Below are 26,718 nucleotides of genomic sequence, written 5' to 3' on the forward strand. Positions count from 1 at the left end.
GCCCACCACGGGGCCCGCTTCTATGTCAATCCTCGTTGTTTTTAGAAGGTTCGGCCGCCACGCAGCACCAGCCGGGACGCGGATCCATCCGCACCCGCACCCCCGAACCCTCCACCAGCCCCTCCAGCAGCGCCAGATTCATCCCGCACACCAGCGGCGGGAACTGCTCCGCCACCGCATGGAACGGGCAGTTGCGCATCCGCAGGACATCACCCTCCGCGTCCCGGACCGGCTCGTAGCCGCGCTCGGCGAGCACCTCCGCCAGCTCCCCGACGCCACCGGGCCGCTCCCGCGGCGCCCGCAGCGCCCGCTCCCGCAGCGCCCGCCCCCGCCGGCGCGCCGCGTCCTGCAGCTCCATGTCCAGGCCCGCCGACTCCGCCGCCTCCGCCAGCAGCCCCGCCACCGTCCGGTAATCGCGCCCCGGCACCGACACGGACCGCTCCGCCCCCGACCGCCGGTACACCTTCGCCGGACGCCCCGCACCCGGCCCCGACCGGCCCGTCAACCGCCGGCTGCCCACCTCCAGCAGCCCCGCGTCCACCAGCTTGTCCAGATGGAACGCGGCCAGGGTCCGCGCGACCCCCGCCGCCTCCGCCGCCTCGTTGCGCCCCACCTCGCGGCCCAGCGCCGCCACGTACTCGTACAGCCGCCGCCGCACCGGATCCTGCAGCAGCGCGATCGCGTCGATGTCCTCCACCCCGCCATTCTAAGAACAACGGGGATACCGCTTAGAAGGCGGCGACGGAGGAGGCGGCGACGTAGGCAGCGGCGATCAGTTCGCGCCGAGCAGGTCCACCACGAACACCAGCGTGTCGCTCCCCTTGATCCCCGCCTGCGCCAGCCCCTTCTTCCCGTACCCCAGCGACGGCGGCACCACCAGCAGCATCCGGCTCCCCACCCGCTGCCCCACCAGGCCCTGATCCCAGCCCTTCATCACCTGACCGGTCCCGATCGGCACCGCACGCGGACCCGCCTTCGACCACGACTCATCGAAGACCTGCCCGTTCCGCCAGAAGTACCCCGCGTACTGCAGCACCAGCAGCTGCCCCTTGCGCACCGCCGGCCCGTCCCCCTGCACCAGCGCCCGCACCTCCAGCTTCCCCGGCGGCGCGGACCGCGGCATCGTCACCACCGGCGCCTTCCCCACCGGAGCCTCCGCCACCTTCGGCAGCCCCGGATCGTTCAGCGGCGCCTGCCTCCCATGCGGACCCGCCGTCTTCGAATACACCGCCCGCACATCGAGCACGTACACCAGCGTGTCATCCGACCCCACCTGATACTTCGGATCACCGTCAGCACCGAAACCCTCCTTCGGAGGGATCCGCGCCACCACCCGCGACCCCGCCCGCGCCCCCTCGAACGCCTTCACCAGCCCCGGCACCAGCTGACCCGTCGGAAAAGCCCCCGCCTGCCCCTTCACGTAACTGCTCGCCAGCAGCTTCCGCCCCTCCTTGCTCCAGCGGTAACCCACATAGTCGGCCACCACCAGATCACCCTTGCGGGCCGCCGCCCCCTTCCCCTCCTTCAGGGTCTCCACCGCCAGCGAATCACCCGGCTCGCCCTTCGGGAACTTCACCTCCGGAACCTTCCCGAAATCACCCCGCACCGTCACGGCCACACCATCGCCGCCCCACCAGCACCCCGCCGACAGCACCAGCGGCGCGGCGAGCACGACGGCCAAGGACAACGACCGGAAACGGCGGAGCATACGGGGGTCCTCCGAGGGGTTCCGAGGGGCGGCGACCGCTACAGCCCGCTCACCCTACCGCCCACGTGACCAGCCGGTAGCCCCCGGCGGGCGTGTCGCGGACACCACCGCGACACGCCCACCGGAGGCCCCGCTACATCCCCGCGATCAGCTTGTCGACCCGCTCGTCCACCGAACGGAACGGGTCCTTGCACAGCACCGTCCGCTGCGCCTGATCGTTCAACTTCAGATGCACCCAGTCCACCGTGAAATCACGCCGCTTCTCCTGCGCCTTCCGGATGAACTCGCCCCGCAGCCGCGCCCGCGTCGTCTGCGGCGGAACCGACTTCGCCTCGAAGATGTCCAGGTCCCGGGTCACCCGGTCGACCGACCCCCGCTTCTCCAGCAGGTAGTACAGGCCCCGCTCGCGGTGCACATCGTGGTACGTCAGATCCAGCTGCGCCACCCGCGGCGACGACAGCGGCAGATCGTACTTCCGCCGGTACCGCTCGATCAGCTTGTACTTCGTCACCCAGTCGATCTCCCGCGACACCAGATCCAGGTCGCCGGTCTCCACCGCGCGCAGCGTCCGCTCCCACAGCTCCAGCACCCGCTTCGCCGTCGCGTCGCCGCCCCGCGCGTCCACGAAATCGCGCGCCTTCCCGAAGTACTCCTTCTGGATCTCCAGCGAACTCGCCTCCCGGCCGTTCGCCAGCCGCACCTTCCGCCGGCCCGTCATGTCATGGCTCACCTCGCGGATCGCCCGGATCGGGTTCTCCAGCGTCAGGTCCCGCATCACCACCCCGGCCTCGATCATCCGCAACACCAGATCGGTCGCCCCGACCTTCAGCAGCATCGTCGTCTCGCTCATGTTCGAGTCACCGACGATCACGTGCAGCCGCCGGAACCGCTCCGCGTCCGCGTGCGGCTCGTCCCGCGTATTGATGATCGGACGCGACCGCGTCGTCGCCGACGACACACCCTCCCAGATGTGCTCCGCCCGCTGCGACACGCAGTACACCGCACCCCGCGGCGTCTGCAGCACCTTCCCCGCCCCGCAGATGATCTGCCGCGTCACCAGGTACGGGATCAGCACGTCCGCCAGCCGGCCGAACTCCCCGTGCCGGCCCACCAGATAGTTCTCATGGCAGCCGTAGGAGTTCCCCGCCGAATCGGTGTTGTTCTTGAACAGATAGATGTCACCGGCGATGCCCTCCTCGCGGAGCCGCCGCTCGGCGTCCACCAGCAGACCCTCCAGGATCCGCTCGCCCGCCTTGTCATGCGTCACCAGATCCACGACCGAATCGCACTCCGGCGTCGCGTACTCCGGATGACTCCCCACGTCCAGATAGAGCCGCGCCCCATTGCGCAGGAACACGTTGCTGCTACGACCCCACGACACCACCCTCCGGAACAGATAGCGCGCCACCTCGTCCGGTGACAGCCGCCGCTGCCCGCGGAACGTACACGTGACGCCGTACTCGTTCTCAAGCCCGAAGATGCGCCTGTCCACACCATGACCCTATGCGGCGCGACCCCCACTTGGCAGTCTCTCGACCCCACCGTTTCCCGCGAGCCCCCGCGCGCACGAAGAACCCGCCGCGGCGAAGGCGGCCACAGCCGCCCCCGCCACGACGGGCCCCGCACCGGCCGGCGCCCCGCGGCACCGGCCCGCGCCTCAGTCCTCGTCCGCCTCCGAAGCCGCCCCGGCCGAACCGTCCGCGCCGGCATCCGCCCCGGCGGCCGGCCCCGCGGCGCCGTCCGCCGCCGACAGCAGATCCGCGATCCGCGCCGCCGTCAGCCGCCTGAACAGCCGGTGCTCCCGATTGCGGTCCAGCACCGCGACCTCCAGCGACGTCGCCTCCAGATGCCGGTCGGCGTCCTGCGCCTCCAGCGCCCGCACCGCCGTCCGCAGCGCGTCCACCAGCGACGAACCATCGCGGTAGCCGTCCTTCAGCGACTGCGCCACCGCATCGGCCTGCCCGCCCATCGCCACATAGCCGTGCTCGTCCGCCACCGAACCGTCGAACGTCAGCCGGTATATCTGGTCCGTCTCCGCGTCCTCCCCCACCTCCGCGACGACCAGCTCCACCTCGTACGGCTTGTTCGTCTCCGTGAAGATCGTCCCCAGCGACTGCGCGTACACGTTCGCCAGACCCCGCGCCGTCACGTCCCGGCGGTCGTACTGGTACCCGTTGATGTCGGCGTACCGCACCCCGCCCAGCCGCAGGTTCTCGAACTCGTTGTACTTCCCCACCGCAGCGAACGCGATCCGGTCGTAAATCTCACTGATCTTGTGCAGCGCCCGCGACGGATTGTCCGCCACGAACAGGATGCCGTCGTCGTACTGCAGAACCACCACACTGCGGCCACGCGCGATACCTTTGCGCGCATAGTCCGCCTTGTCCTTCATCTGCTGTTCGGGCGACACATAGAACGGCATGGACACCGGTCAGGATCCCTTCTATCGCAGCGGGGCGGTCGGACCGCCCGGCGAGTCGTAACGTCCGTCGACGACGGCCTGCGCCAGCGCGCCCACCTCGTCCTCGCCCAGCCGGTGGTACCCGTCCGACGTCACCGACGCCACCACCGGGAAGATCCGCCGCGCCAGATCGGGCCCGCCCGTCGCCGAATCGTCATCGGCCGCGTCGTACAGCGCCTGCACGCACACCAGCGCCGCGTCCTCCGCCGACAGGTCCGCCCGGTACAGCTTCTTCAGCGCACCCCGCGCGAACACCGAACCCGAGCCGATCGAGTGGAAGTCCCGCTCCTCGTACCGGCCCCCCGCCGGATCGTAGGAGAAGATCCGGCCCTCGTCCCGCTCCTCGTCATAGCCCGCGAACAGCGGCACCACCGCCAGGCCCTGCATCGCCATCCCGAGGTTCTGCCGCACCATCATCGCCAGCCGGTTCGCCTTGCCCTCCACCGACAGCGTCCGGCCCTCGCGCTTCTCGTAGTGCTCCAGCTCCACCTGGAACAGCCGCACCATCTCGATCCCGATCCCGGCCGTCCCCGCGATCGCGATCGCGGAGAACTCGTCCGCGCGGAACACCTTCTCGATGTCGCGCTGCGCGATGACGTTGCCCGCCGTCGCCCGCCGGTCCCCCGCCATCACCACCCCGCCGGGGAAGCCCACCACCACGATCGTCGTCCCGTGCGGGATGTCCTCCCCCGCCCGCGACGCCGGCGGCGTCCGCCCGCCCGGCAGCAGCTGCGGGGAGTACGCCCCCAGGAACTCGGTGAACGACGACGTGTCCGGGCTCGCGAACAACCCGGGCAGACGTCCGGTGTGCGATTCGTGGGACGCCACGCGACTCCCTTCCCTCCACCATGGCACCGGCGCTCCAACCCCACCGGCACGGACGTCTACGACCCTACTGTTCAAGGTCGCCTGCGCGCATGCCACGCCCTCCCCCGCCAAGTCAGCCCACGGCGAACCCGACCCGCACCCCCGCACGCACGCCCCGGCGCTCGGGCATCACGCCTCTCGGAACTGATGCGTCATCAGGAAGACGTCAGAGCTCCGTCGGAGTCGTCGAACGTCGGCATGTCGAGTTCCTCGTCGAACGGCAGCGTCGCCTTGCGGTACGCGCCGTCCTCCTCCCAGAACTCCTTCCAGCCGCCCTTGGGCACCTTCGCCGGGTCGACGTCCGGGACGGTCAGCGACGGCCGCGCGCCGCCGTCCGGCGTCGGCACCATCTGGACGAGCCGCCCCTCAACGTAGTCCGCCGCCCTCCGCAAGGCGATCGGGTCGTCCCTGAGCTGTCCCATACCCGTGTTGCATCCCGAGCAGGCCAGGCCGCGCACCGCTCCCGTCTTGTGGTCGTGGTCGACGTGCTCGGCGGGGAGGTCTGCGCAGACGGCGCAGTAGCCCCCCTGCACCTTGAGGAGCCACCTCGCGTCCTCGTCATTGATTCCGTACTTCGCACGCAGGTGGTAGTGCCGCGCTGACTGCTGGCTGTTCGCACGCGTCCGCCAGAACGGGTCCCAGCGGACGCGGTCCGGACCTCCGAACACCGGAGCACCGATCTCGATCCGCATCCTCCGCGCGTGCGAGCCGCGCAGCTCGAGGTAGTCCGCGGCCAGGCGAAGCACCTGGGGGTCGTCGTGGAACTGGCCGAGGCCGCCGTTGCACTTGAAGCAGAGGATCCGGCGGACCAGGCCGGTGAGGTGGCTGTGGTCGACGTGCTTCGCCTCCGCCCGGAGGCAGATCACGCAGACACCGCCCTGTTCGGCGATCATCCGCGCCACCTCCTGCTCGGTCACGCCGTAGCGGAGCTTGAGCATGTAGTTGCGCTGACCGCCATGCTTTTCCTGCTTGTGCTCTGCGATCACCTGGTTGTGGCACGGCTTGCAGTATGTGGAGAGTCCGGACTTCCGCGAGCGATTACTCCCGAACTCGTCGACGGACTTGACCACCTCACACCGCGGGCAAAACTTCGTTCCTTCCGGGACCTCCGAGTGCCTCCGGTAAGGCCTCACCTCCTTCCCCTGTCCCGCTTGCTTCCTTCGATACGAGCGGCTGTTGCGCAGACCGAAGCAGGCCTTGCAGTAGTAGGCCAGTCCGTCGCTGGAGGCCTGACGATTCCAGAACTCCGAGGCCGGCTTGACCTCACCGCAGTCCGGGCACTTTTTCGACGTCATGGGCGGGACCTTACCGGCCCCGCCCATGACCTTTGCGCGCTATTTAATTAGGGGAGTTTCTGGGAGAAAAGGCAACTCCCCGCCGTAAGCGCCATGTCCGATTTGTTCACTGTCCGCCCTTTTGCACGAAACCGCGGACAAATTCCTCTGCGTTCTCTTCGAGAACTTCGTCTATTTCGTCCAGAATTGAGTCCACGTCGTCCGTGAGCTTCTCCTGGCGCTCTTGCACGTCCTCGGTCGTCGTGGCCTCGGTCTCCTCGACCTCTTCCGTGCGCCGGGTGGTCTGCTTCTGACCGCCGGTGTCCTTCGTGGCCATTCCGTACCTCCGCTCTGCCGGTGCCTCCGACCCTAGCCGGGATCTTCGCCGGCGAGCGGATCTTGAACGTCCGTTTCGCCGCCGCCGACCCCAGGACCGGGGGCATGGTCGGGTTATCGCCGGTCCGCCGACCGGTGAAACGGGCAAAGCGGTCACGAAACCGAGACTTCGCCCGTTGGCGCAGGTCAGCGGGGCTTTAGGGCTGGTTTGTCACACTATCCAATGGACGCGAAAGAGCCGGGCGGCGCTCGTGCGCCGCCCGGCTCCGAAGGCCGTGGCTCAGCTCTGGCCGGTCAGGGTGGCCACCAGGTCGGCCGCGGTGCGGCAGCGGTCCAGGAGGGCGCCCACGTGCTCCTTGGTGCCGCGCAGGGGCTCCAGGGTCGGGACGCGCTGGAGCGACTCGCGTCCGGGCACGTCGAAGATGACGGAGTCCCAGGAGGCGGCGGCGACGGACTCGGCGTACTGGCGCAGGCAGCGGCCGCGGAAGTAGGCGCGGGTGTCCTCGGGCGGGTCGTCGATCGCGGCCTCGACCTGGGCCTCGGTGACGAACCGCTCGATGCGGCCGCGGTCCGCGAGCCGGTTGTAGAGGCCCTTGTCGGGCCTGATGTCGGCGTACTGCAGGTCGACGAGGTGCAGGCGCGGGTGGGACCAGTCGAGGCCGTCGCGGCTGCGGTAGCCCTCCAGGAGGGCGAGCTTGGCGACCCAGTCGAGTTCGCGGGACAGCTGCATGGGGTCGTCGCCGAGGCGGTGCAGGACCGACTCCCAGCGGTCGAGGACGTCCTTGGTCATCTCGTCGACGTCGGCGCCGAAGCGGTCCTCGACGTACTTGCGGGACTGCTCGAGGTACTCCATCTGGAGCTGGACGGCGGTCATCTTGCGGCCGTCGCGGAGCGTGAGCAGGTGCTTGCAGGACGGGTCGTGGGAGACCGCCCGCAGCGCGGCGACGGGCATGTCGACGGACAGGTCGACGGTGAGGAAGCCGTCCTCGATCATGGCGAGGACGAGGGAGGTGGTGCCGAGCTTGAGGTAGGTGGACAGCTCCGCCATGTTGGCGTCGCCGATGATGACGTGGAGCCGCCGGTACTTCTCGGGGTCGGCGTGGGGTTCGTCGCGGGTGTTGATGATGGGGCGCTTGAGGGTGGTCTCCAGGCCGACCTCGACTTCGAAGAAGTCGGCGCGCTGGCTGATCTGGAAGCCGTCGCCGCGGCCGTCGACGCCGATGCCGACGCGGCCGGCGCCGGTGACGACCTGGCGGGAGACGAAGAAGGGGGTGAGGTGCCGGACGATGTCGGCGAAGGGGGTCTCGCGGCGCATGAGGTAGTTCTCATGGCAGCCGTAGGAGGCGCCCTTGTTGTCGGTGTTGTTCTTGTAGAGCTGGATCGGGTGCGTGCCGGGGACGAGGGCGGCGCGCTGGGCGGCGTCGGCCATGACGCGCTCGCCGGCCTTGTCCCAGATGACGGCGTCGCGGGGGTTGGTGCATTCGGGCGCGGAGTACTCGGGGTGCGCGTGGTCGACGTAGAGCCGTGCGCCGTTGGTGAGGATGACGTTGGCGAGGCCGAGGTCCTCGTCGGTGAGCTGGGTGGGGTCGGCGACTTCGCGGGCGAGGTCGAAGCCCCGGGCGTCCCTGAGGGGGTTCTCCTCCTCGAAGTCCCAGCGGGCTCTGCGGGCCCGCGCCGCCGACGCCGCGAGGTAGGCGTTGACGACCTGGGAGGAGGTCACCATCGCGTTGGCCCCTGGCTGCCCGGGTACGGAGATGCCGTACTCGGTCTCGATGCCCATCACCCGCCGAACACTCATATCGTCGAGCCTATCGGGGCCGCGGGGGTGGAGCCACGGGACCGGGGGTGTGGCGGGGGTGTGGCGCGGCGTGGGCGCCGGTGCGCATGGGCGCGGCGGCCCCCCTTCCGGGAGGCCGCCGCGCGGTTTCGGTCATGGTGCGGGGCGCTACAGGTACTGGCCGGTGTTGGCGACGGTGTCGATGGACCGTCCGGCCTCGGCGCCCTTGGTTCCGGAGACGAGGGTGCGGATGTAGACGATCCGCTCGCCCTTCTTCCCGGAGATGCGGGCCCAGTCGTCGGGGTTGGTGGTGTTGGGCAGGTCCTCGTTCTCGCTGAACTCGTCGACGCAGGCGGCGAGGAGGTGGCTGACGCGCAGCCCCTTCTGGCCGGTGTCGAGGAACTGCTTGATGGCCATCTTCTTGGCGCGGTCGACGATGTTCTGGATCATGGCGCCGGAGTTGAAGTCCTTGAAGAACAGGACTTCCTTGTCGCCGTTGGCGTAGGTGACCTCCAGGAAGCGGTTCTCCTCGGTCTCGGTGTACATGCGCTCGACGGTCCGCTGGATCATGGCCTCGACGGTGGCCTCTTCGGAGCCGCCGTGCTCCTTGAGGTCGTCGGGGTGGAGCGGGAGTCCGCTGAGGATGTACTTGGAGAAGATGTCCTTGGCCGCTTCGGCGTCGGGTCGTTCGATCTTGATTTTGACGTCGAGCCGGCCGGGGCGCAGGATCGCGGGGTCGATCATGTCCTCGCGGTTGGACGCGCCGATGACGATGACGTTCTCCAGGCCCTCGACACCGTCGATCTCGCTGAGGAGCTGCGGGACGATGGTGTTCTCGACGTCGGAGGAGACTCCGGAGCCGCGGGTGCGGAAGATGGAGTCCATCTCGTCGAAGAAGACGATGACGGGGGTTCCGGCGGACGCCTTTTCGCGGGCGCGCTGGAAGACGAGCCGGATGTGCCGCTCGGTCTCTCCGACGTACTTGTTGAGCAGCTCGGGGCCCTTGATGTTGAGGAAGAAGCTCTTGCCCTCGGCGCCGGTCTGCTCGGCGACCTTCTTGGCCAGCGAGTTGGCGACGGCCTTGGCGATGAGCGTCTTGCCGCATCCGGGGGGTCCGTAGAGGAGGACGCCCTTGGGTGGCCTGAGCTGGTGTTCGCGGAAGAGGTCGGCGTGCAGGTAGGGAAGTTCCACGGCGTCGCGGATCATTTCGATCTGGGAGCCGAGGCCGCCGATCTCGTTGTAGGAGATATCGGGGACCTCTTCGAGGACGAGTTCTTCGACCTCGGCCTTGTGGATCTTCTCGTAGGCGTAGCCGGACCTGGATTCGAGCATGAGCGAGTCGCCGGCGCGGAGGGGTACCCCGCGGAGCGGTTCGGCGAGTTTGACGACGCGTTCCTCGTCGGCGTGCGCGATGACGAGGGCGCGTTCGCCGTCGTCGAAGAGCTCCTTGAGCATGACGACTTCGCCCTGCTCCTCGAAGGCGAGTGCTTCGACGACGTTGAGGGCCTCGTTGAGCATGACCTCCTGGCCGCGCTGGAGTTCCTCGATGTCGACGGTGGGGCTGACGTTCACGCGGAGTTTGCGTCCGCCGGTGAAGATGTCGACCGTTCCGTCGTCGCGGGTTTCGAGGAAGACGCCGAATCCGGATGGTGGTTGTGCGAGCCTGTCGACCTCCTCCTTGAGCGCCACGATCTGTTCGCGAGCCTCTTTGAGGGTCGCTACGAGTCGCTCGTTCTGGCCGGTTACGGCGGCCAGGTTCGCCTGTGCCTCATGGAGGCGTTCTTCTAGTACGCGTACTTGGCGCGGGGATTCCGCGAGCTTGCGGCGCAGCACGGAGATCTCCTCCTCCAGGAAGGAGATCTGCGTTTGGAGGTCCCTGACCTCCTTTTCGTGCTGCGCCCTGCGCGCCCCAGCATCGTCACGAGCGGCCACGCCCCGTCACCTCCTCACGAAGAGAGCCGACGACCTACTGAGACCCTACCTATCTGGAGGGCTTCCGTAACCTGCCCATTCGGTGTTCCTGTCGTGCGGGGGCCTTCCGGGAGGGTCGGGAGGGGTGCCGCGGGGGTGCTGCGGGGCGGGGGGTTACGGGGCGCGGACCTGCGGGTTCGTGTGTCCGGGCGTGTCGTGGTGCGAGGTTTGCCGAGTCGTGTGGATGTGCGGTGACTCTCGGGGACGCGGGCCGCGGGTGCGGCGCGTCGCGGCGCGGCGGGACGGGGCGGGGGCAGGTGGGGCGGGGTGCCGGTGACGGACGGTGACGGGCCGGGGTGGCCGTCCGGGTGCCGGGCGGCCGTCCGCGGCACCGCGTGTGATCTACGACTCGGCGGAGTCGCCGGGCGTGGCGTCGGCACCGGGCGTGGCGTCGGCGCCGGGTGCTTCGCTGCCGGGCGTGGCGTCGCTGCCGGATGCGGTGCCGGGTGCGGTGCCGGGTGCGGTGCCGGTGCCGGGGTGGGCGCCCTTGGCGGGCCGGCGGCGGCGGGCGGGCGGGGTGACGCCGTCGGCGAGACGGCGGGCGGTGACGAGGAAGCCGGTGTGGCCGACCATGCGGTGGTCGGGGCGGACGGCGAGGCCGTCGACGTGCCAGGACCGGAGCATGGTCTCGAAGGCGTAGGGCTCGGCGAAGTTGCCGTGGGCGCGGAGGTCTTCGACGACGCGGGACATCTGGGTGGTGGTGGCGATGTAGGCGCAGACCATGCCGCCGGGGACGAGGGCCTTGGCGACGGCGTCGAGGGTCTCCCAGGGGGCGAGCATGTCGAGGACGACGCGGTCGACGTCGGTCTCGGTGAGGGCGTGCTCGAGGGAGCCGACGGTGAGGCGCCAGGCGGGGTGGGGGCCGCCGAAGAACTTCTCGACGTTGCCGCGGGCGATGTCGGCGAAGTCCGGGCGGCGCTCGTAGGAGGAGATGAGGCCGTGTTCGCCGACGGCGCGCAGGAGGGAGCAGGTGAGGGCGCCTGATCCGGCGCCGGCCTCGATGACGCGGGCGCCGGGGAAGATGTCGGCCATGGCGATGATCTGGGCGGCGTCCTTGGGGTAGACGACGGCGGCGCCGCGGGGCATGCGGAGGGTGAAGTCGGCGAGGAGGGGGCGGAAGGCGAGGTATTCGATGCCGCCGGTGGAGCGGAAGACGGTGCCCTCGGGGCTGCCGATGACGTCGTCGTGGGGGATGGAGCCCTTGTGGGAGTGGTAGAGCTTGCCGGGCTGGAGGGTGATGGTGTTGATGCGGCCCTTGGGGTCGGTGAGCTGAACCTGGTCGCCGGGGCGGAAGGGGCCGTGGGGGGTGCGGCCGGGGGCGTGCGCGGGGCCGTTCGGCTGGGGTTCGCTCATGGGGGTCAAGGTTATCGGCGGGCGCGGTGCGGTCGGGCCGCGGCGGATCGGTCGCCGGAGGGCCGCGGCGAGGCGCGGCGGGGCGGGGCGGGGGTCGGGGTTCGGGTCAGATCCCGGTGAAGGCGCGGTCGACGTCGGCGACGGCGAGGACGCCGTAGACGCGGCCGTCGGGTTCGACGAGGAGGTATTCGGACGCGGGGGCGCGGCGGAGGGCGTCGAGGAGGTCGTCGCCGGTGATGTCGGCGGGGAGGGTGAGGTCGTCGTGGATGCCGCGGGAGAGTTCGCCGGCGGTGATCCAGGGGCGGCGCTGCTCGGGGGTGGCGGTGACGGCCTTCTCGTTGACGAGGCCGAGGGGCCGGCCGTCGTGGTCGGCGATGACGATGGCGCCGGCGTGGTCGGCGTGGGCGCGGCGGATCGCCTCGGCGAGGGGGGTGTCGGCGCTGACGAGGGCGGCGCGGCGGGCGAGGCCGCGGGCCGACAGCAGGGGGATGCGGTCGCGGACGCGTTCGGCGCGGATGGCCTGGGTGGCGCCGACCCAGATGAAGGACGCGATGAGGGCGGACCACAGAAGGGCGAGCCAGCCGATGCCGCCGTTGTCGGCGGTGGTGTAGGTGGCGAGGTAGGCGCCGGCGACGAGGCAGCCGATCGCGACGGCGCGGCCGACCCAGCCGGCGATGATGCCGCCGCTGCGGCTGCGTCCGGTGACCTTCCAGACGGCGGCGCGGACGAGGCGGCCGCCGTCGAGGGGGAGGCCGGGCAGGAGGTTGAACAGGCCGACCAGGAGGTTGGCGAAGGTGAGGGCCTCGAGGAGGAGCAGCGCGACGTCGGGGAGCGGGAGGGTGGCGTGGGCGAGGAGGCCGAGTCCGGCGAGGACGAGGTTGGTGAGGGGGCCGGCGAAGGCGATGAGGAATTCGCGGCCGGGGGTGGGGGCTTCGCGTTCGATGGCGGTCTCGCCGCCGAGGACGTGCAGGGTGACGGAGCGCACGGGGAGCCCGAAGATGCGGGCGGTGACGGCGTGGCTGAGCTCGTGGACGAAGACGGAGCCGTAGAGCAGGACGGCGTAGGTGAAGGCGACGAGGTAGCTGAGGGGGCGTTCGACGACGTCGTTGACCTGGCCTTCGAACATGACGGTGACGAGGACGGCGACCAGGAACCAGCTGGGCGAGACGTAGACGGGGACGCCGAACACGCGGCCCATGGAGAGGCCGGGTCGCGGGGTGCGGCCGTCGTCGGGGCCGGGGGCCCCGGCCGGTTTCTTGCCCTGGGTCGGGGGCGCGCTGTGTGTCACGCCTTTGATGCTACGGCCCCGGCAGGCGGGCTGTGCCCCGCCGCCGGGCCGGTGCGGGCGGGCCGGTGCGGGCGGGTGCGGGATTTTCGTCGGGGGTGTCGCCTAGTCTGCTGTGCCATGACGACGACCGAGGCGGGTAGTGAGGCGTCCGTTCCGTCCGCGCGGGGCGGCGGCGGGGGCGCGGGGGACGTCGCGGTGGTGGGGTCGTTGTCGCCGTCCCGTGCGGGCGATTTCATGACGTGTCCGCTGCTGTACCGGTTCCGGGTGATCGATCGGATCCCGGAGCGTCCGAGCGCGGCGGCGGTGCGGGGGACGCTGGTGCACGCGGTGCTGGAGCGGCTGTTCGACCTGCCGACGGGCGGGCGGACGCCGGCGGCGGCGCTGGAGATGCTGGCGCCGGAGTGGGAGCGGCTGCTGGCGGCGGAGCCGGAGCTCTCGGGGCTGTTCGCGGAGGGGGACGCCGGGGACGCGGAGCGGGCGCAGTGGCTGGCTCAGGCGCGGCGGATGGTGGAGCGGTACTTCACGCTGGAGGATCCGCGGCGGCTGGAGCCGGCGGAGCGGGAGCTGTTCGTGGAGACGGTGCTGGAGTCGGGGCTCAAGCTGCGGGGGTACATCGACCGGGTGGACGTGGCGCCGAGCGGCGACGTGCGGATCGTGGACTACAAGACGGGGACGGCGCCGCGGGCGGACTTCGAGGCGCGCGCGCTGTTCCAGATGAAGTTCTACGCGCTGGTGCTGTGGCGGCTGCGGGGCCGGGTGCCGCGGTTGCTGCAGCTGATGTACCTGGGGAACGGCGAGGTGCTGCGGTACGAGCCGGACGAGGCGGATCTGCGGGCGACGCAGCGGAAGGTGGAGGCGCTGTGGCAGGCGATCCGGCGGGCGATGGACACGGGCGAGTGGCGGCCGCGGGCGGGTCGGCTGTGCGACTGGTGCGACCATAAGGAGCGGTGCCCGGAGTTCGGGGGCACTCCCCCGCCGCTGCCGGCGGTCCCGGTGCGCCGCCCGTCCCCGGCGGACCTGGAGGGCACCGACCCGGACGCCGCGGACGGCACGGCGCGGGAACACGGAGACCTGTAGAGCGCGCGACACGGGGACCCGTAGGGCACCGACCCGGACGGCGCGAACGGCACGGCACGGCACGGGAACGCGGGGACCTGTGGGGTGCGGAACACGGGAGACCTGCAGGGAACACCGGGACCTGTCGGGCGCGGGGACACGGAGATTTGCAGGGCGCGTGGACGCGGGGTCTTCAGGGGGCGCGAACTGGGGCGTCCGGGGGGCTGCGGGCGTCGTTCCGCGGGCGTGGCGGGCTCATCCTTGGGGATGACGGCGGATCCGCGTTCAGGAGGGGCCGGGACCTGCTGCGACCTCCTAGGGTGAGTGGCGTGTCACCCCGCATCCGTGGTCTTCATGCCGCCCGTGCCTGGCTGCAGGCGCGTCCGCAGGCGGCTGACGCGCTGCTCGCGGCCGGGTTGCTGCTGGCGGGACTGCCGCAGCTGTACCTGCAGGAGCTGCCGGACGGCGGGGATTTCGCGGGGTTCCGGGCGCCGGACGTGTGGAACGGGCTGCTGGTCGTCGTGGTGACGATGGCGCTGGCGCTGCGGCGCGTGCGTCCGCTGCCGGTGCTGCTGTTCATCATCGCCGGTGAGACGGCGATGGCGGTGGTGCAGTATCCGCCGGCGGTGCCGGACGTGGTGGCGTTCCTGATCGCGGTGTACAGCGTGGCGGCGCACCGGGGGCTGGCGCAGAGCGCCCTCGGCGGGCTGGTGTCGTTCGTGTACTTCCTGGTGTACCTGCTGCTCCTGCCGGTGTCGTCGGAGCCGGTGGTGGTGATCACCGATTCGGCGCTGGTGATCGGCGTGTGGATGCTGGGCCGGAACCTGCGGCTGCGGCGGGCGTACTTCACGGAGCTGGAGGACCGGGCGGCGCGGCTGGAGCGGGCGCGGGGGACGGACGCGCGCGCGGCGCGGATCGAGGAGCGTTCGCGGATCGCGCGGGAGCTGCACGATGTGGTGGCGCACCATGTGAGCGTGATGACGGTGCAGGCGGGGGCGGCGCGGCGGATCATCGACCGGGATCCGGGGAGCGCGCGGGAGGCGATGTCGACGATCGAGGAGGTCGGGCGGACGGCGCTGAGCGAGATGCGGCGGATCGTGGGGGTGCTGCGGACGGACCGGGACGCCGAGCAGGCGGGCCGGGAGCTGGCGCCGCAGCCGGGTCTGGGCGATCTCGGGGAGTTGCTGGACCATGTGCGGGAGACGGGCCTGTCGGTGCAGCTATGGATCGAGGGTGAGGCGCGGCCGCCGTCGCCGGGGGTGGACGTGGCGGCGTTCCGGCTGATCCAGGAGGCGCTGACGAACACGTTGAAGCATGCGGGGCCGCAGGCGCGGGCGTGGGTGCGGCTGTACTACGGGGACGACGACCTGACGGTGGAGATCGAGGACGACGGGCGGGGCACGGCGACGTTCATGGCCGGGAACGGGGACAATCCGGGTCATGGGCTCGTCGGCATGTACGAGCGTGTGGCGCTGTACGGTGGCGAGTTGAGGATCGGGCCGCGGGTCGGCGGCGGGTTCGGTGTGCGGGCTCGTTTCCCGCTGGAGGCGTGAGGTGCCGGCCGGCGGGACGCCGGTGGGCCGAGGCGAGGGCGGGAGCGTCGTGAGGCGAGGAGCGGTGACGATGGGGCGACCCGGGCGACGGCCGGCGGTGGCGCGGCGGCGGTCCGCCGGCGCGGTGCGGCACGGCGGCGCGGTGCGGCACGGCGGGGTGGCGCGATGACGGCGGTGCGGGTGTTGCTGGTCGACGACCAGCCGCTGCTGCGGACGGGGTTCCGGCTGATCCTGGAGGCCGAGGCCGACATCGCGGTGGTCGGTGAGGCGGGGGACGGTGCGGCCGCGGTGGAGCTGACGCGGTCGCTGCTGCCGGACGTGGTGCTGATGGACATCCGGATGCCGGGGGTCGACGGGATCGAGGCGACCCGGCGGATCATCCGGGAGGGTGCGGCGTCGCACGATCCGAAGGTGCTGATCCTGACGACGTTCGATCTGGACGAGTACGTGATCGAGGCGGTGCGGGCGGGGGCGAGCGGGTTCCTGCTGAAGGACTCGCCGCCGGAGGACCTGGTGCAGGCGATCCGGATCGTGGCGGAGGGCGACGCGATCGTGGCGCCGAGCGTGACGCGGCGGCTGCTGGACAAGTTCGCGACGCGGCTGCCGGCGGTGCGGGACCAGTCGCCGCCGCCGGGGCTGGACACGCTGACGGTCCGGGAGCGCGAGGTGCTGGCGCATGTGGCGCGGGGCCAGTCGAACGCGGAGATCGCGGCGGAGCTGGTGGTGAGCGAGACGACCGTGAAGACGCATGTGGGGAACGTGCTGGCGAAGCTCGGGCTGCGGGACCGGGTGCAGGCGGTCGTGTACGCCTACGAGACGGGTTTGAGCAGGCCGGGGCAGGGTTGACGGCTGCGGGCCCCGGCGGGTTCCGGGGCCCGTCCCTGAGGGATCCCTGAGGTTCGGGGTCGGGGGTCTACTCCCGGAGTACGACGGGGAGAGGGCGTCTCCTGCCGTAGGTGGACGGTGAAGTCCGTTCCGGGGGTGCATCCGCCGGGTTCGCGGGGCTTCTAGTGTTCTGGGTGTCGGATCGCCGGGGGTTCCATCGCGGTCCGGGCGCATTCGACCACTCACACACGGGAGCTTCACGTGACCAACACCGCCCCTTCGACCGCCGGCGCGGGCTCCGCGCCCGGGGCGGGCGACTTCGCCGCACGGACCCAGCAGATCGCGAAGGTGTACGGGCGCGGCGACGCGCAGGTCGTCGCCCTCGACGGGGTCACGGCCGGCATTCCCCGCGGCCGGTTCACGGCGATCATGGGTCCGTCGGGGTCGGGGAAGTCGACGCTGATGCACTGCATGGCGGGGCTGGACTCGGTGGACTCCGGGCAGGTGTTCATCGGCGGGACCGAGTTGACGGCGCTGAAGGACAAGCAGCTGACGCGGCTGCGCCGCGACAAGATCGGTTTCATCTTCCAGGCGTTCAACCTGGTGCCGACGCTGACGGCGCTGGAGAACATCACCCTGCCGATGGACATCGCGGGCCGCCGGGCCGACCGGGAGTGGCTGGACACCGTGATCGACACGGTGGGGCTGCGGCCGCGGCTGAAGCACCGGCCGAGCGAGCTGTCGGGCGGTCAGCAGCAGCGGGTGGCGTGCGCCCGCGCGCTGGCGTCCCGCCCGGAGATCATCTTCGCGGACGAGCCGACGGGGAACCTGGACTCGCGGTCGGGCGCGGAGGTGCTGGGGTTCCTGCGCGACTCGGTGCGGCGGATGGGCCAGACGATCGTGATGGTGACGCACGACCCGTCCGCGGCGGCGTACGCCGACCAGGTGCTGTTCCTGTCGGACGGGCAGATCGTCGACACGATGGCGGAGCCGACGGCGGAGCGGGTGCTGGAGCGGATGAAGAACTTCGACGCCGCGGCCCGTCCCGCCGCGGACGCGGAGGTCTCGGCGCGATGATGGGCAGGGTCACGCTCCGCAATCTCGCGGCGCACAAGATCAGGCTGGTGCTGACGGCGGTCGCGGTGATCCTCGGCGTGGCGTTCGTGGCGGGCACGCTGATCTTCACCGACAGCATGAACAAGCAGTTCGACGACCTGTTCAGCAAGGTCGGCGCGAACGTGGCCGTGGACGTGCGGGCCACGAAGGTCGTGGGCGGCGACGGCGACGGGACGGCGGCGCAGCCGGTGCCGGCGGCGGTGCTGAAGGCGCTGCGGGGCGTCGAGGGCGTCAAGGATCCGAAGGGGAACGTCGCCGGGTACGCGGCGGTCGTCGGCAAGGACGGCAAGATCGTCGGGACGGCGCAGAACGGCCCGCCGCAGATCGGCACGAACTGGACGGACGGCGGGGAGTACGACCTGGCGTCGGGCCGGGCGCCGCGGGGGCCGGGCGAGGTCGTCATCGACGCGAACACCGCGGAGAAGGGCGGTCTGGCCGTCGGGGACGTCGCGCAGGTGCTCACCGCGGGCCCGCCCGCCCGCATGACGATCGTCGGGCTGGTCGACGGCGGGAACCTGATGGGCGCGACGCTCACCGGGTTCGACACGCCGACGGCGCAGAAGCTGATGCTGAAGCCCGGCTACTTCAGCGACATCGAGATGGGCTCCACCGGCCCGTCCGAGCAGGAACTGCGGGACCGGGTGGCGAAGGTCCTCCCGCAGGGCATGGAGGCCGTCACCGGGGAGAAGCTGCGCGAGGAGTCCAAGAGCGACATCGCGCAGATGATGAGCTTCTTCCGGACGTTCCTGCTGGTGTTCGCGCTGATCTCGATCTTCGTCGGGGCGTTCATCATCTTCAACACGTTCTCGATGCTGGTCGCGCAGCGGACCCGTGAGCTGGCGCTGCTGCGCGCGGTCGGCGCGGCCCGCGGGCAGGTGACGCGGGCGGTGATCGGCGAGGCCGTCGCGGTCGGCGTGGTCGGGTCGACGCTGGGCCTGGCGGCCGGGGCGGGGCTGGCGTCGCTGCTGCAGTCGCAGGTGGGCGATGCCGGGCAGGGCGGCCTGACGTTCACCGCGACGCCGGTGATCTGGTCGTACGCGGTCGGGATCGTGGTGACCGTGGTGTCGGCGTACTTCCCGGCGCGGCGCGCCGCGAAGATCCCGCCGGTCGCGGCGATGCGCGACGACGTGGGGCTGCCGCAGCGGTCGCTGCGGATCCGGGTGGCGCTCGGGTCGCTGCTGACCCTGGCCGGTGCGGGCCTGATCGGCGTGGGCCTGGCGGGCGGCGGCGACAACCCGGCGATCCCGGTCGGCGCGGGCGCGTTCGGGGTGTTCATCGGCGTGGCGATGCTCGCCCCGGTGATCAGCGTCCCGGTGCTGAAGGTGCTCGGGGCGCCGGCCGCGCGGCTGATGGGGTCCCCGGGGCGGCTGGCGCGGCAGAACGCGCTGCGCAACCCGCGGCGGACCGCGGCGACGGCGGCGGCGCTGATGATCGGCCTGGCGCTGATCACGACGGTGAACGTGCTGGGCGCGACGATGCGGGCGTCGATCGACGAGCAGGTGGACGCGCAGTTCGGCGCCGACTACCTGGTGCAGTCGCAGGGCCCGGGCGGGGTGAACGCCGAGGCCCAGCAGCGGATCAGGCAGACGCCGGGGGTGCGGGCGGTGTCGCCGACCTACGACGCGAAGGCCGAGATCGACGGCAAGGACGTCTACTACGTCGCGGGCGACCTGCCGGCGCTGGCCAAGGCGGCCCGGCTGAAGCTGGAGTCGGGTTCGGCGTCGGCCGGGCCGGCGTCGATCATGGTCGACGAGGACACCGCGAAGGACCGCGGCTGGACGGTCGGGACGGCGGTGCCGATGCGGTTCGCCGACGGGCGGACCGAGCGGCTGACGCTGTCGGGCGTGTACGCCAAGAGCGACCTGATCGGGCCGCGGCTGATCTCGCAGCAGGCGCACCTGCGGCACGCGGTGCGGCCCACCGTCGGGATCGTGGTGGTCGACGCGCAGCAGGCGGACGCGTCGACGAAGGCGGCGCTGGAGTCGGCGGTGCAGGCGTATCCGAACCTGGAGGTCGCCGACCAGGCGACGCTGAAGGACGACGCCCGCAAGCAGGTCGACGGGTTCGTGACGTTCCTGACGATCCTGCTGATCATGTCGGTGGTCATCGCGGCGGTCGGGGTGGTGAACACCCTGGCGCTGTCGGTGATCGAGCGGACCCGGGAGATCGGGCTGCTGCGCGCGATCGGGATCTCCCGGCGGCAGCTGCGCCGGATGATCCGGCTGGAGTCCATCATGATCGCGGTGTTCGGCGCGGTGCTCGGCATGGGCATCGGGGTGGCGTTCGGCGCGGCACTGCAGAACGCGCTCGCCGACCAGGGCCTCGGGGTCCTGGCCGTCCCGTACGGGACGCTGGCGGTGTACCTGGTGGTGGCCGCGGTGATCGGTGTGGTGGCGGCGCTGTGGCCGGCGTGGCGGGCGGGGCGCATGGACGTCCTGAAGGCCATCTCGACCGAGTAGCCGGCGGCGCCGGGCCGCGGACGCGCGGAAGGCCCGGACTCCTCCGTGTGGAGGGGTCCGGGCCTTCCGGTGTGCAGGAGCGCCGGAGGGGAAGGTCCGGCGGCGTCCTACTCGGCCGCGGGTTCGGAGGTCTCCGCGGGGGCCTCGTCCGCGGGGGCCGCGCCCGGCGCCACCGCGGCCTTGGCGACCGCGTCGGTGGCGCTGACCGTGGTGTTCTCCGGGAAGTGGCAGGCGGCCTGGTGGCCGGGGCTGAGCTCGACCAGCGGCGGCTCGACCTGCTTGCAGATGTCCTGCGCCTTCCAGCAGCGGGTGTGGAAGCGGCAGGCGGGCGGCGGGTCGATCGGGCTCGGCACGTCGCCCTGCAGCCGGATCCGGGTGCGCGAGTCGCGCTGGCTCGGGTCCGGGATCGGCACCGCCGACAGCAGCGCGGTGGTGTAGGGGTGCATGGGCCGCTGGTACAGGTCCGCGCGGTCGGCGACCTCGACGATCTTGCCGAGGTACATGACGGCGACGCGGTCGGAGATGTGCCGGACGACCGACAGGTCGTGCGCGATGACGACGTAGGTGAGGTCGAGTTCGTCCTGCAGGTCCTCCAGCAGGTTGACGACCTGCGCCTGCACCGACACGTCCAGCGCCGACACCGGCTCGTCCGCGATGATCAGCTTCGGCTTGAGGGCGAGGGTGCGGGCGATGCCGATGCGCTGCCGCTGCCCGCCGGAGAACTCGTGCGGGTAGCGGTTGTAGTGCTCGGGGTTCAGGCCGACGAGTTCCAGGATCTCCTGGACGGCCTTCTTGACGCCCTGCTTGGCCTCGATGTTCTGCAGCCGGAACGGGGCCCCGACGATCGCGCCGACGGTCTTGCGCGGGTTCAGCGACGAGTACGGGTCCTGGAAGATCATCTGGAGGTCGCGGCGGAGCGGCCGCAGCCGGGACTGGGACATCTTGGTGATGTCCTGCCCCTCGAAGCTGATCCGCCCGAAGCTCGGCTCCAGCAGCCGCATGATCATCCGGCCGGTGGTGGACTTGCCGCAGCCGGACTCCCCCACCAGCCCGAGGGTCTCGCCCTTGCGGACCGAGAACGACACGCCGTCGACGGCCTTGACGGCCGCGACCTGCCGGCGCAGCAGCCCCGCGGTGACGGGGAAGTGCTTGCCGAGGTTGTCCACCTCCAGCAGCGGCTCGCCGTCCCGCGCGGGGCGGGTCTCCGCGGCCGGACGGGTCGCGTCGGCCGGGGTCTTGGAAATGTTCACAGTCTCGTTCCCACCCGTGCTCGTCACAGCTTCGGCCGGATCTCGTCGTTCCAGATCTCGCGCTTCTTCTCCAGCGGGAGGTGGCACGCCGCCTTGTGGCCGGGGACGACCTCGACCAGTTCCGGCCGCTCGGTCGTGCACTTGTCGCCGTTGAGGTCCACGTAGGGGCAGCGCGGATGGAACGCGCACCCGGACGGGACGTTGATGAGGCTGGGCGGCGACCCCTCGATCGGCTGGAGCCGTTCGGTGCGCTCGCGGTCCAGGCGCGGCATCGACCCGAGCAGCCCCCACGTGTAGGGGTGCAGCGGCGCGTGGAAGGCGTCCTCGACCGCGGCGTACTCGGCGGCGCGGCCGGCGTACATGACCAGGATGTCGTCCGACAGCTCCGCGACCACCCCGAGATCGTGGGTGATCATGATGACGGCGGAGTTGAACTCCTGCTGCAGGTCGCGGATCAGGTCCAGGATCTGCGCCTGGACGGTCACGTCCAGCGCCGTGGTCGGCTCGTCGGCGATGAGCAGCTCGGGGTCGCACGACAGCGCCATCGCGATCATGGCGCGCTGCCGCATGCCGCCGGAGAACTGGTGCGGGTAGTCGTCGACCCGCTTGTCCGGCTTGGGGATGCCGACGCGGCCGAGCATCTCGATGGCGTGCTTGCGCGCCACCTGCTTGGACACGTCGTTGTGGACCCGGTAGGCCTCGATGATCTGCTTGCCGACCGTGTAGAACGGGTGCATCGCCGACAGCGGGTCCTGGAAGATCATCGCCATGTCGCGGCCGCGGAGCCGGCGCACCTCGGACTGCGAGGCGTTGACGAGCTCCTTGCCGTTCAGCCAGATCTCGCCCGACACGCTGGCGTTGCGCTTGTTGTGCAGGCCGAGGATGCCGAGGCTCGTGACGCTCTTGCCCGAGCCGGACTCGCCGACGATGCCGAGGGTGCGGCCGCGCTCCAGCTGGAACGACAGGCCGTCCACCGACTTCACCAGGCCGTCGTCGGTCGGGAAGTGGATCCTCAGGTCGCGGACGTCGAGGAACGCGGTGGGAGCCTCGCCGGTGTCCGCGGTGTCCGCGGCGGGCGCGGTGCCGGTCATCAGCTCAGCCTCACTCTCGGGTCGACGACGGCGTACAGCAGGTCCACGATCAGGTTGATCCCGACGATCGAGGTCGCCGTGATCAGCGTGATGCCGAGCACCATGGGCAGGTCGCCGCCGTTGATCGAGCTGATCGCGAGCTGGCCCAGCCCGGGGATGCCGAAGGTGTTCTCGGTCAGCACGGCGCCGCCGAGCAGCAGGCCGAGGTCCAGGCCGAAGATCGTGAGGATCGGCGTCAGCGAGGCGCGCAGCGCGTGCTTGGTGACGACGGTCTTCTCCGGCAGCCCCTTGGCGCGGGCGGTGCGGATGTAGTCCTCGTTCATCGTCTCCAGCATGCCCGCTCTGGTGAGCCGCGCGTACATCGCCGCGTACAGGAACGCGAGCGTCACCCACGGCAGGACGAGCGACTGGAACCAGGTGACCGGGTCGCCGGTGATGCCCGCCGGAGGGTAGCTGCCGCCGCCGGGGAAGATCTTGAGGGTGTAGGAGAACAGCGCCAGCGAGACCAGGCCGGTGAAGTAGATGGGCAGCGACACCCCGCTCAACGCGATGATCATCGCGGTGCGGTCCCAGAGCGTGCCGCGGCGCAGTGCCGAGATCACGCCGGTGCTGATGCCGCCGATGAGCCAGATGACCGCCGCGCCGAGGGCCAGCGACACGGTCGCCGGGGCCCGGTCGAGCAGTGTCTGGAGCACCGGCTGGCTGCTGCGGTAGGAGTAGCCGAGGCAGGGCGCCGGGCAGTGGTCGGTCACCGGGCCGGCCTTGTAGTCCTTGCCGGCGACGATGCCCTTCAGGTAGTTCCCGTACTGCACCACGATCGGCTTGTCGAGGCCGAGCCGCTCTTTGGTGTCCTGGATCGCCTCGGCCGTCGGCGCCTTGCCGACGTAGGCGGCCGCGAGCTGGTCTGTGGTCTGTCCCGCCAGCTTCGGCAGCCCGAAGAAGATGCCGAAGGTCACCAGGCTGACCAGCAGCAACATGAGGACGGCACCGATGAGGCGCCGGATGATGTATGCGAGCACATTCCTCGGCCCCACCCGCCGGCCGGGCGGACCTGTAGGTCCTGACCCGGCCGGCGGGCGTCGCCTTCACCTGCCTTCAGATGCATGCACGGACGAGCGGATGGTTACTCCACGCCCATGTTCAGGTAGTCGTACATACCGCCGTAGGAGTAGGTGATCCCCACGTTGGTGACCCGCTTCGGCCGGTACATCAGCGCCTTGGCGTAGATCAGCGGGACCTCCGCGGCGGACTGCATGACCAGCTTGTCGATCTCGCCGTACGCCTTCGTGCGCGCCGCCTTGTCGGTGTTGGCGATGGCGTCGTCGAGCCCCTTGTTGATCGCGGGGTCGTCCAGCTCGGCCAGGTTGGTGCCGCCGGAGGGCTTGATGGCGTCACCGTGGACGATCTGGGCGAGGAAGCCGTAGCCGGTCGGCCAGTCGGCCGCCCACGCCATGATCATCATGCCGACGTTGTGCTTGTGGACGTAGTCCGGCACGCCGACGTACTTGTTGAAGTAGTCACCGGCCGGCCACTGCACGATGTCGACCTTGATGCCGACCTTGGCCAGGCTCTGCTGGATGGCCTGCGCCATCGCGACTTCCTTCGGCCGGTCGGACCGGGCCGAGATCTTGGTGCTGAAGCCGTCGGGCTGGCCGCAGGCCTTCAGCTCCTCCTTGGCCTTGTCCATGGTGGCCTGGTCGAGGCCGTTGCCGCCCTCGGCCTGCTTCTGCGGGTACAGGTCGAACTTGGTGTAGCCGTCGACCGTGGGGGGCAGCACCGTGGTGGCGACGTCACCGCCGGCCAGCGGGCCTCCGTAGGCGGTCTGCGCGGCGACCTTGTCCGTCGCGTACTGCACGGCGATGCGGCAGTGCACGTTGTCCAGCGGCTTCACGTGGACGTTCAGCGACATGAACCGCAGGAAGCCCTGGACGGGGTTGTCCACGTACGGCTTCTGGTTGTCGGCCAGCACCTTGGGCTGGGTGCCCGCCTGCACGCCGACGCCGGAGATGTCCATGTCCAGCGTGCCGGCGAGCAGCCGCTGGTCGATGTCGTCCGCGTTCTGCTTGAGCTGGACCTCGATCTTGTCCGGCAGCGCCTTCCGGATCGGGTCGGTGCTCTGGTTCCAGTTCGTGTTCCGCGACAGCGTCATGGACTTGCCGCGAGTGTAGTTGTCGACCTTGTACGGGCCGCTGGAGACGATCGAGTTCGCGTACTTCAGGCCGGTGTCCTTGGCCTTCGGCACGGGCATCGTCTGCGACATCGCGACCAGGTAGTCGAACTCCGAGAACGCCGTGTTCAGGTGGAACACGATCGTCTGGTCGTCGGGGGTCTCGATCGACTTCAGGCCCTCGTCGCTCTTGTCCTCGTAGGGACCCTTGTACGCGGGCTTGTTGTCGATGAGGTACTGCTTGAAGTACTTCGGACCGAGCTGCAGCTCCTTGGTGTAGTTGCTGCGCTCGACCGCGTACTTGACGTCCTTCGAGGTGACGGTGGTGCCGTCATCGAACTTGACGCCGGTCCGCAGCTTGTACGTCCAGGTCTTGCCGCCCTCGCTGGGCGTGCCCAGGTCGGTCGCCAGGTCCGGGACGACCTCCAGGCTCTCCTTGCCCGCGGCCGGCTTGAACGTGGTCAGCCCACGGCCGTACAGGCGCGCGAAAGCCTGCGAGAACGCGTAGTAGGTGTCGCCGGGGTCCGGCGAGTCCCAGTCGTCGGAGCTGGCCAGCTTGAGCGTGCCGCCCTTCTTGTCGGACTGGTTGACCACCTCGTTGACGCCGGCGTTGTAGCCGGGGCCACTCCCCGAGCTCCCCGACTCGTCGCCTCCGCCGCAGGCGGAGAGCAACGCGGCTGCGGCCACCCCGGCCGCGAAGACCGCGATCGGTCTCGTTTTGTTCATGTGCAGGCGCACCCCTTCAATAGACGGGTCGGATAGACCCGAGTCACTTGGCCCGAGGGTCGAGAGCGTCCCGCAGCCCGTCACCGAACAGGTTGAAGGCGAGGACGGTGATGAAAATCGCCATACCGGGGATGATCATGTACATCGGGTCCGAGGAGTAGATCGGCACGGCCAGCGTGAGCATGCCGCCCCACGACGGCGCCGGCGGGATCACTCCGACGCCGAGGAACGACAGCGCCGCCTCGAACAGGATGTTGGTGGGGATCAGCAGGGTCGAGTAGACCAGGATCGGCGCCACCAGGTTCGGCAGGACTTCCTTGAACAGCACGTAGGAGTTCTTGGCGCCCATGCTCCGGGCGGCGTCGACGAACTCGCGCTCGCGCAGCGACAGCGTCTGGCCGCGGATGATGCGGCCGATGTAGGGCCAGTTGAAGAACCCGATCACGAAGATCAGTACCGAGACCCGCAGTCCGTTGCCGTTCAGCCCGAACGACCCGTCGGACACGACGCCGACCAGGGCGATCGCGAACAGCAGCAGCGGGAAGGCGAGGAAGGCGTCCATGGCCCGGCTGATGATGTAGTCGACCCAGCCGCCGAAGTACCCGGCGGTGATGCCCATGACCGTCCCGATGGCCACCGACAGCAGCGTCGCCAGGAACGACACCAGCAGCGAGATCCGGGCGCCGTGCACGACGCGGGCCAGCATGTCGCGGCCCGTCCCCGGTTCGACGCCGAGCCAGTGGTCGCCGCTGATCCCCGAGTGCCAGAAGCCGGTCTTCGGCCGGTTGTAGGTCGGGTCGATCAGGTTCTGGTGGTACGCCAGCGGGTTCTGCACGAAGTACGGGCCGAAGACCGCGAGCAGGATCAGCAGGACGACCACGACGGCGCCGGTCAGCGCGACCTTGTCGCGCTTCAGCCTCAACCAGGCGATCTGACCGAGGGAGCGCCCCTGGATCTTCGTGCTGTCGACACCGGCGAGGACCGCCTCGGGCTGTGCCTCGGTGTCGGACCCGGTCACCTCAATGGGTGCGGCCACGCTCCATACCTCCTACCGTCCGGCCACTGGTTCGGCCATGCCGCCGGCGTCCGACCGGCGACCGCGGAGATCATCCGCTGCCCCCGTGCCCGTTACGCCGCGTTTGCTGAAGGGAAACGTAGTCCTTCGGGCACGACTGTCCATCCGTGAGGCGAGCTTGGCCAGTACCCGTATCTGACTTGTGATCTCGTCGTCATCTGGGGCACACGCAGCCGAACGCCACTTCGGACAAATCGCCCGAATAGTACGTTCGACTACACCCCGTCAGGCAACTCGAAGCCGGTCCAGACCACCAAGCTTTACCGTACCGAGTCCGATCTGAGACCGATTCTCCGCAGGTCAGCCCCTCATGGCCGCAGAAGACACAGGATAGCGGCGGGCCGGGGCTCCCCCGCCGCTCGGGG

At 70.4% G+C, this 26,718-nt stretch carries 21 protein-coding genes; 5 read left to right on the forward strand and 16 right to left on the reverse strand.

Features of this window, described 5'->3' with window-relative positions:
• Positions 1-25: 25 nt before the first annotated feature.
• The 11 genes from ABZ806_RS24810 to ABZ806_RS24860 all read right to left on the reverse strand — a co-directional run bounded on the left by ABZ806_RS24810 (position 26) and on the right by ABZ806_RS24860 (position 13,035).
• Positions 26-697, reverse strand: a complete 672-nt coding sequence (locus ABZ806_RS24810) for a helix-turn-helix transcriptional regulator (RefSeq protein ID WP_500219766.1) — start codon at positions 695-697, stop codon at positions 26-28.
• 75 nt (positions 698-772) lie between these two features.
• On the reverse strand, positions 773-1,672 hold the full coding sequence (locus tag ABZ806_RS24815) for an FKBP-type peptidyl-prolyl cis-trans isomerase (RefSeq protein ID WP_500219784.1): 900 nt from the start codon (positions 1,670-1,672) through the stop codon (positions 773-775).
• A 169-nt stretch (positions 1,673-1,841) separates the two neighbouring features.
• Positions 1,842-3,200 carry a Pup--protein ligase gene (gene pafA, locus ABZ806_RS24820; RefSeq protein WP_131941345.1) on the reverse strand — a complete coding sequence of 453 codons (1,359 nt, stop codon included), beginning with the start codon at positions 3,198-3,200 and terminating at the stop codon, positions 1,842-1,844.
• Between the two features lie 165 nt (positions 3,201-3,365).
• Positions 3,366-4,130, reverse strand: coding sequence for a proteasome subunit alpha (gene prcA / locus ABZ806_RS24825; RefSeq protein WP_500219785.1), 765 nt, complete (start codon positions 4,128-4,130; stop codon positions 3,366-3,368).
• A gap of 21 nt (positions 4,131-4,151) precedes the next feature.
• Positions 4,152-4,997 carry a proteasome subunit beta gene (prcB, locus tag ABZ806_RS24830; RefSeq protein ID WP_500219767.1) on the reverse strand — a complete coding sequence of 282 codons (846 nt, stop codon included), beginning with the start codon at positions 4,995-4,997 and terminating at the stop codon, positions 4,152-4,154.
• Positions 4,998-5,191: 194 nt separating this feature from the next.
• On the reverse strand, positions 5,192-6,331 hold the full coding sequence (locus ABZ806_RS24835) for an endonuclease domain-containing protein (RefSeq protein ID WP_500219768.1): 1,140 nt from the start codon (positions 6,329-6,331) through the stop codon (positions 5,192-5,194).
• Between the two features lie 106 nt (positions 6,332-6,437).
• Positions 6,438-6,647 (reverse strand): ubiquitin-like protein Pup, encoded by a 210-nt coding sequence (locus tag ABZ806_RS24840; protein WP_067638008.1) that lies wholly within the window; start codon positions 6,645-6,647, stop codon positions 6,438-6,440.
• Positions 6,648-6,926: 279 nt separating this feature from the next.
• Complete coding sequence (gene dop / locus ABZ806_RS24845) at positions 6,927-8,444, reverse strand: depupylase/deamidase Dop (protein ID WP_500219769.1); 1,518 nt, start codon at positions 8,442-8,444, stop codon at positions 6,927-6,929.
• 147 nt (positions 8,445-8,591) lie between these two features.
• Positions 8,592-10,355, reverse strand: coding sequence for a proteasome ATPase (gene arc, locus ABZ806_RS24850; protein WP_500219770.1), 1,764 nt, complete (start codon positions 10,353-10,355; stop codon positions 8,592-8,594).
• 381 nt (positions 10,356-10,736) lie between these two features.
• Positions 10,737-11,747 (reverse strand): tRNA (adenine-N1)-methyltransferase, encoded by a 1,011-nt coding sequence (locus ABZ806_RS24855; protein WP_500219771.1) that lies wholly within the window; start codon positions 11,745-11,747, stop codon positions 10,737-10,739.
• A 106-nt stretch (positions 11,748-11,853) separates the two neighbouring features.
• Positions 11,854-13,035 carry a M50 family metallopeptidase gene (locus tag ABZ806_RS24860; protein ID WP_500219772.1) on the reverse strand — a complete coding sequence of 394 codons (1,182 nt, stop codon included), beginning with the start codon at positions 13,033-13,035 and terminating at the stop codon, positions 11,854-11,856.
• Positions 13,036-13,152: 117 nt separating this feature from the next.
• On the opposite strand from ABZ806_RS24860, the gene ABZ806_RS24865 reads away from it, so the two are divergent.
• From ABZ806_RS24865 to ABZ806_RS24885, 5 genes are all read left to right on the forward strand, one after another.
• Positions 13,153-14,112 carry a RecB family exonuclease gene (locus ABZ806_RS24865; RefSeq protein ID WP_500219773.1) on the forward strand — a complete coding sequence of 320 codons (960 nt, stop codon included), beginning with the start codon at positions 13,153-13,155 and terminating at the stop codon, positions 14,110-14,112.
• A gap of 308 nt (positions 14,113-14,420) precedes the next feature.
• Positions 14,421-15,644, forward strand: coding sequence for a sensor histidine kinase (locus ABZ806_RS24870; RefSeq protein WP_500219774.1), 1,224 nt, complete (start codon positions 14,421-14,423; stop codon positions 15,642-15,644).
• 165 nt (positions 15,645-15,809) lie between these two features.
• Positions 15,810-16,490 (forward strand): response regulator, encoded by a 681-nt coding sequence (locus ABZ806_RS24875; RefSeq protein WP_500219775.1) that lies wholly within the window; start codon positions 15,810-15,812, stop codon positions 16,488-16,490.
• Positions 16,491-16,730: 240 nt separating this feature from the next.
• Positions 16,731-17,546: an ABC transporter ATP-binding protein gene (locus ABZ806_RS24880; RefSeq protein WP_500219776.1), complete on the forward strand. Its 816-nt coding sequence runs from the start codon at positions 16,731-16,733 to the stop codon at positions 17,544-17,546.
• Positions 17,543-20,044 (forward strand): ABC transporter permease, encoded by a 2,502-nt coding sequence (locus ABZ806_RS24885; protein WP_500219777.1) that lies wholly within the window; start codon positions 17,543-17,545, stop codon positions 20,042-20,044. The genes ABZ806_RS24880 and ABZ806_RS24885 overlap by 4 nt, the downstream gene beginning before the upstream one ends.
• Positions 20,045-20,151: 107 nt before the next feature.
• Here the strand turns inward: ABZ806_RS24885 and ABZ806_RS24890 are convergent, their stop codons facing one another.
• The 5 genes from ABZ806_RS24890 to ABZ806_RS24910 all read right to left on the reverse strand — a co-directional run bounded on the left by ABZ806_RS24890 (position 20,152) and on the right by ABZ806_RS24910 (position 26,314).
• The gene (locus ABZ806_RS24890) at positions 20,152-21,294 is read right to left on the reverse strand and encodes an ABC transporter ATP-binding protein (RefSeq protein ID WP_500219778.1); all 1,143 of its coding nucleotides are present in this window, start codon (positions 21,292-21,294) and stop codon (positions 20,152-20,154) included.
• A 23-nt stretch (positions 21,295-21,317) separates the two neighbouring features.
• The gene (locus tag ABZ806_RS24895) at positions 21,318-22,385 is read right to left on the reverse strand and encodes an ABC transporter ATP-binding protein (RefSeq protein ID WP_500219779.1); all 1,068 of its coding nucleotides are present in this window, start codon (positions 22,383-22,385) and stop codon (positions 21,318-21,320) included.
• Positions 22,385-23,404, reverse strand: a complete 1,020-nt coding sequence (locus ABZ806_RS24900) for an ABC transporter permease (RefSeq protein ID WP_500219780.1) — start codon at positions 23,402-23,404, stop codon at positions 22,385-22,387. The genes ABZ806_RS24895 and ABZ806_RS24900 overlap by 1 nt, the downstream gene beginning before the upstream one ends.
• A gap of 104 nt (positions 23,405-23,508) precedes the next feature.
• Entirely contained in the window at positions 23,509-25,278 is a 1,770-nt protein-coding gene (locus ABZ806_RS24905) for an ABC transporter substrate-binding protein (protein ID WP_500219781.1), read from the reverse strand.
• Between the two features lie 43 nt (positions 25,279-25,321).
• A complete protein-coding gene (locus ABZ806_RS24910; protein ID WP_500219782.1) occupies positions 25,322-26,314 on the reverse strand; it encodes an ABC transporter permease in 993 nt (330 codons plus the stop codon).
• Positions 26,315-26,718 lie beyond the last annotated feature (404 nt).

It is taken from the genome of Spirillospora sp. NPDC047418 (assembly GCF_040643275.1).
In the GTDB taxonomy this organism is placed as follows: Bacteria; Actinomycetota; Actinomycetes; order Streptosporangiales; family Streptosporangiaceae; genus Spirillospora.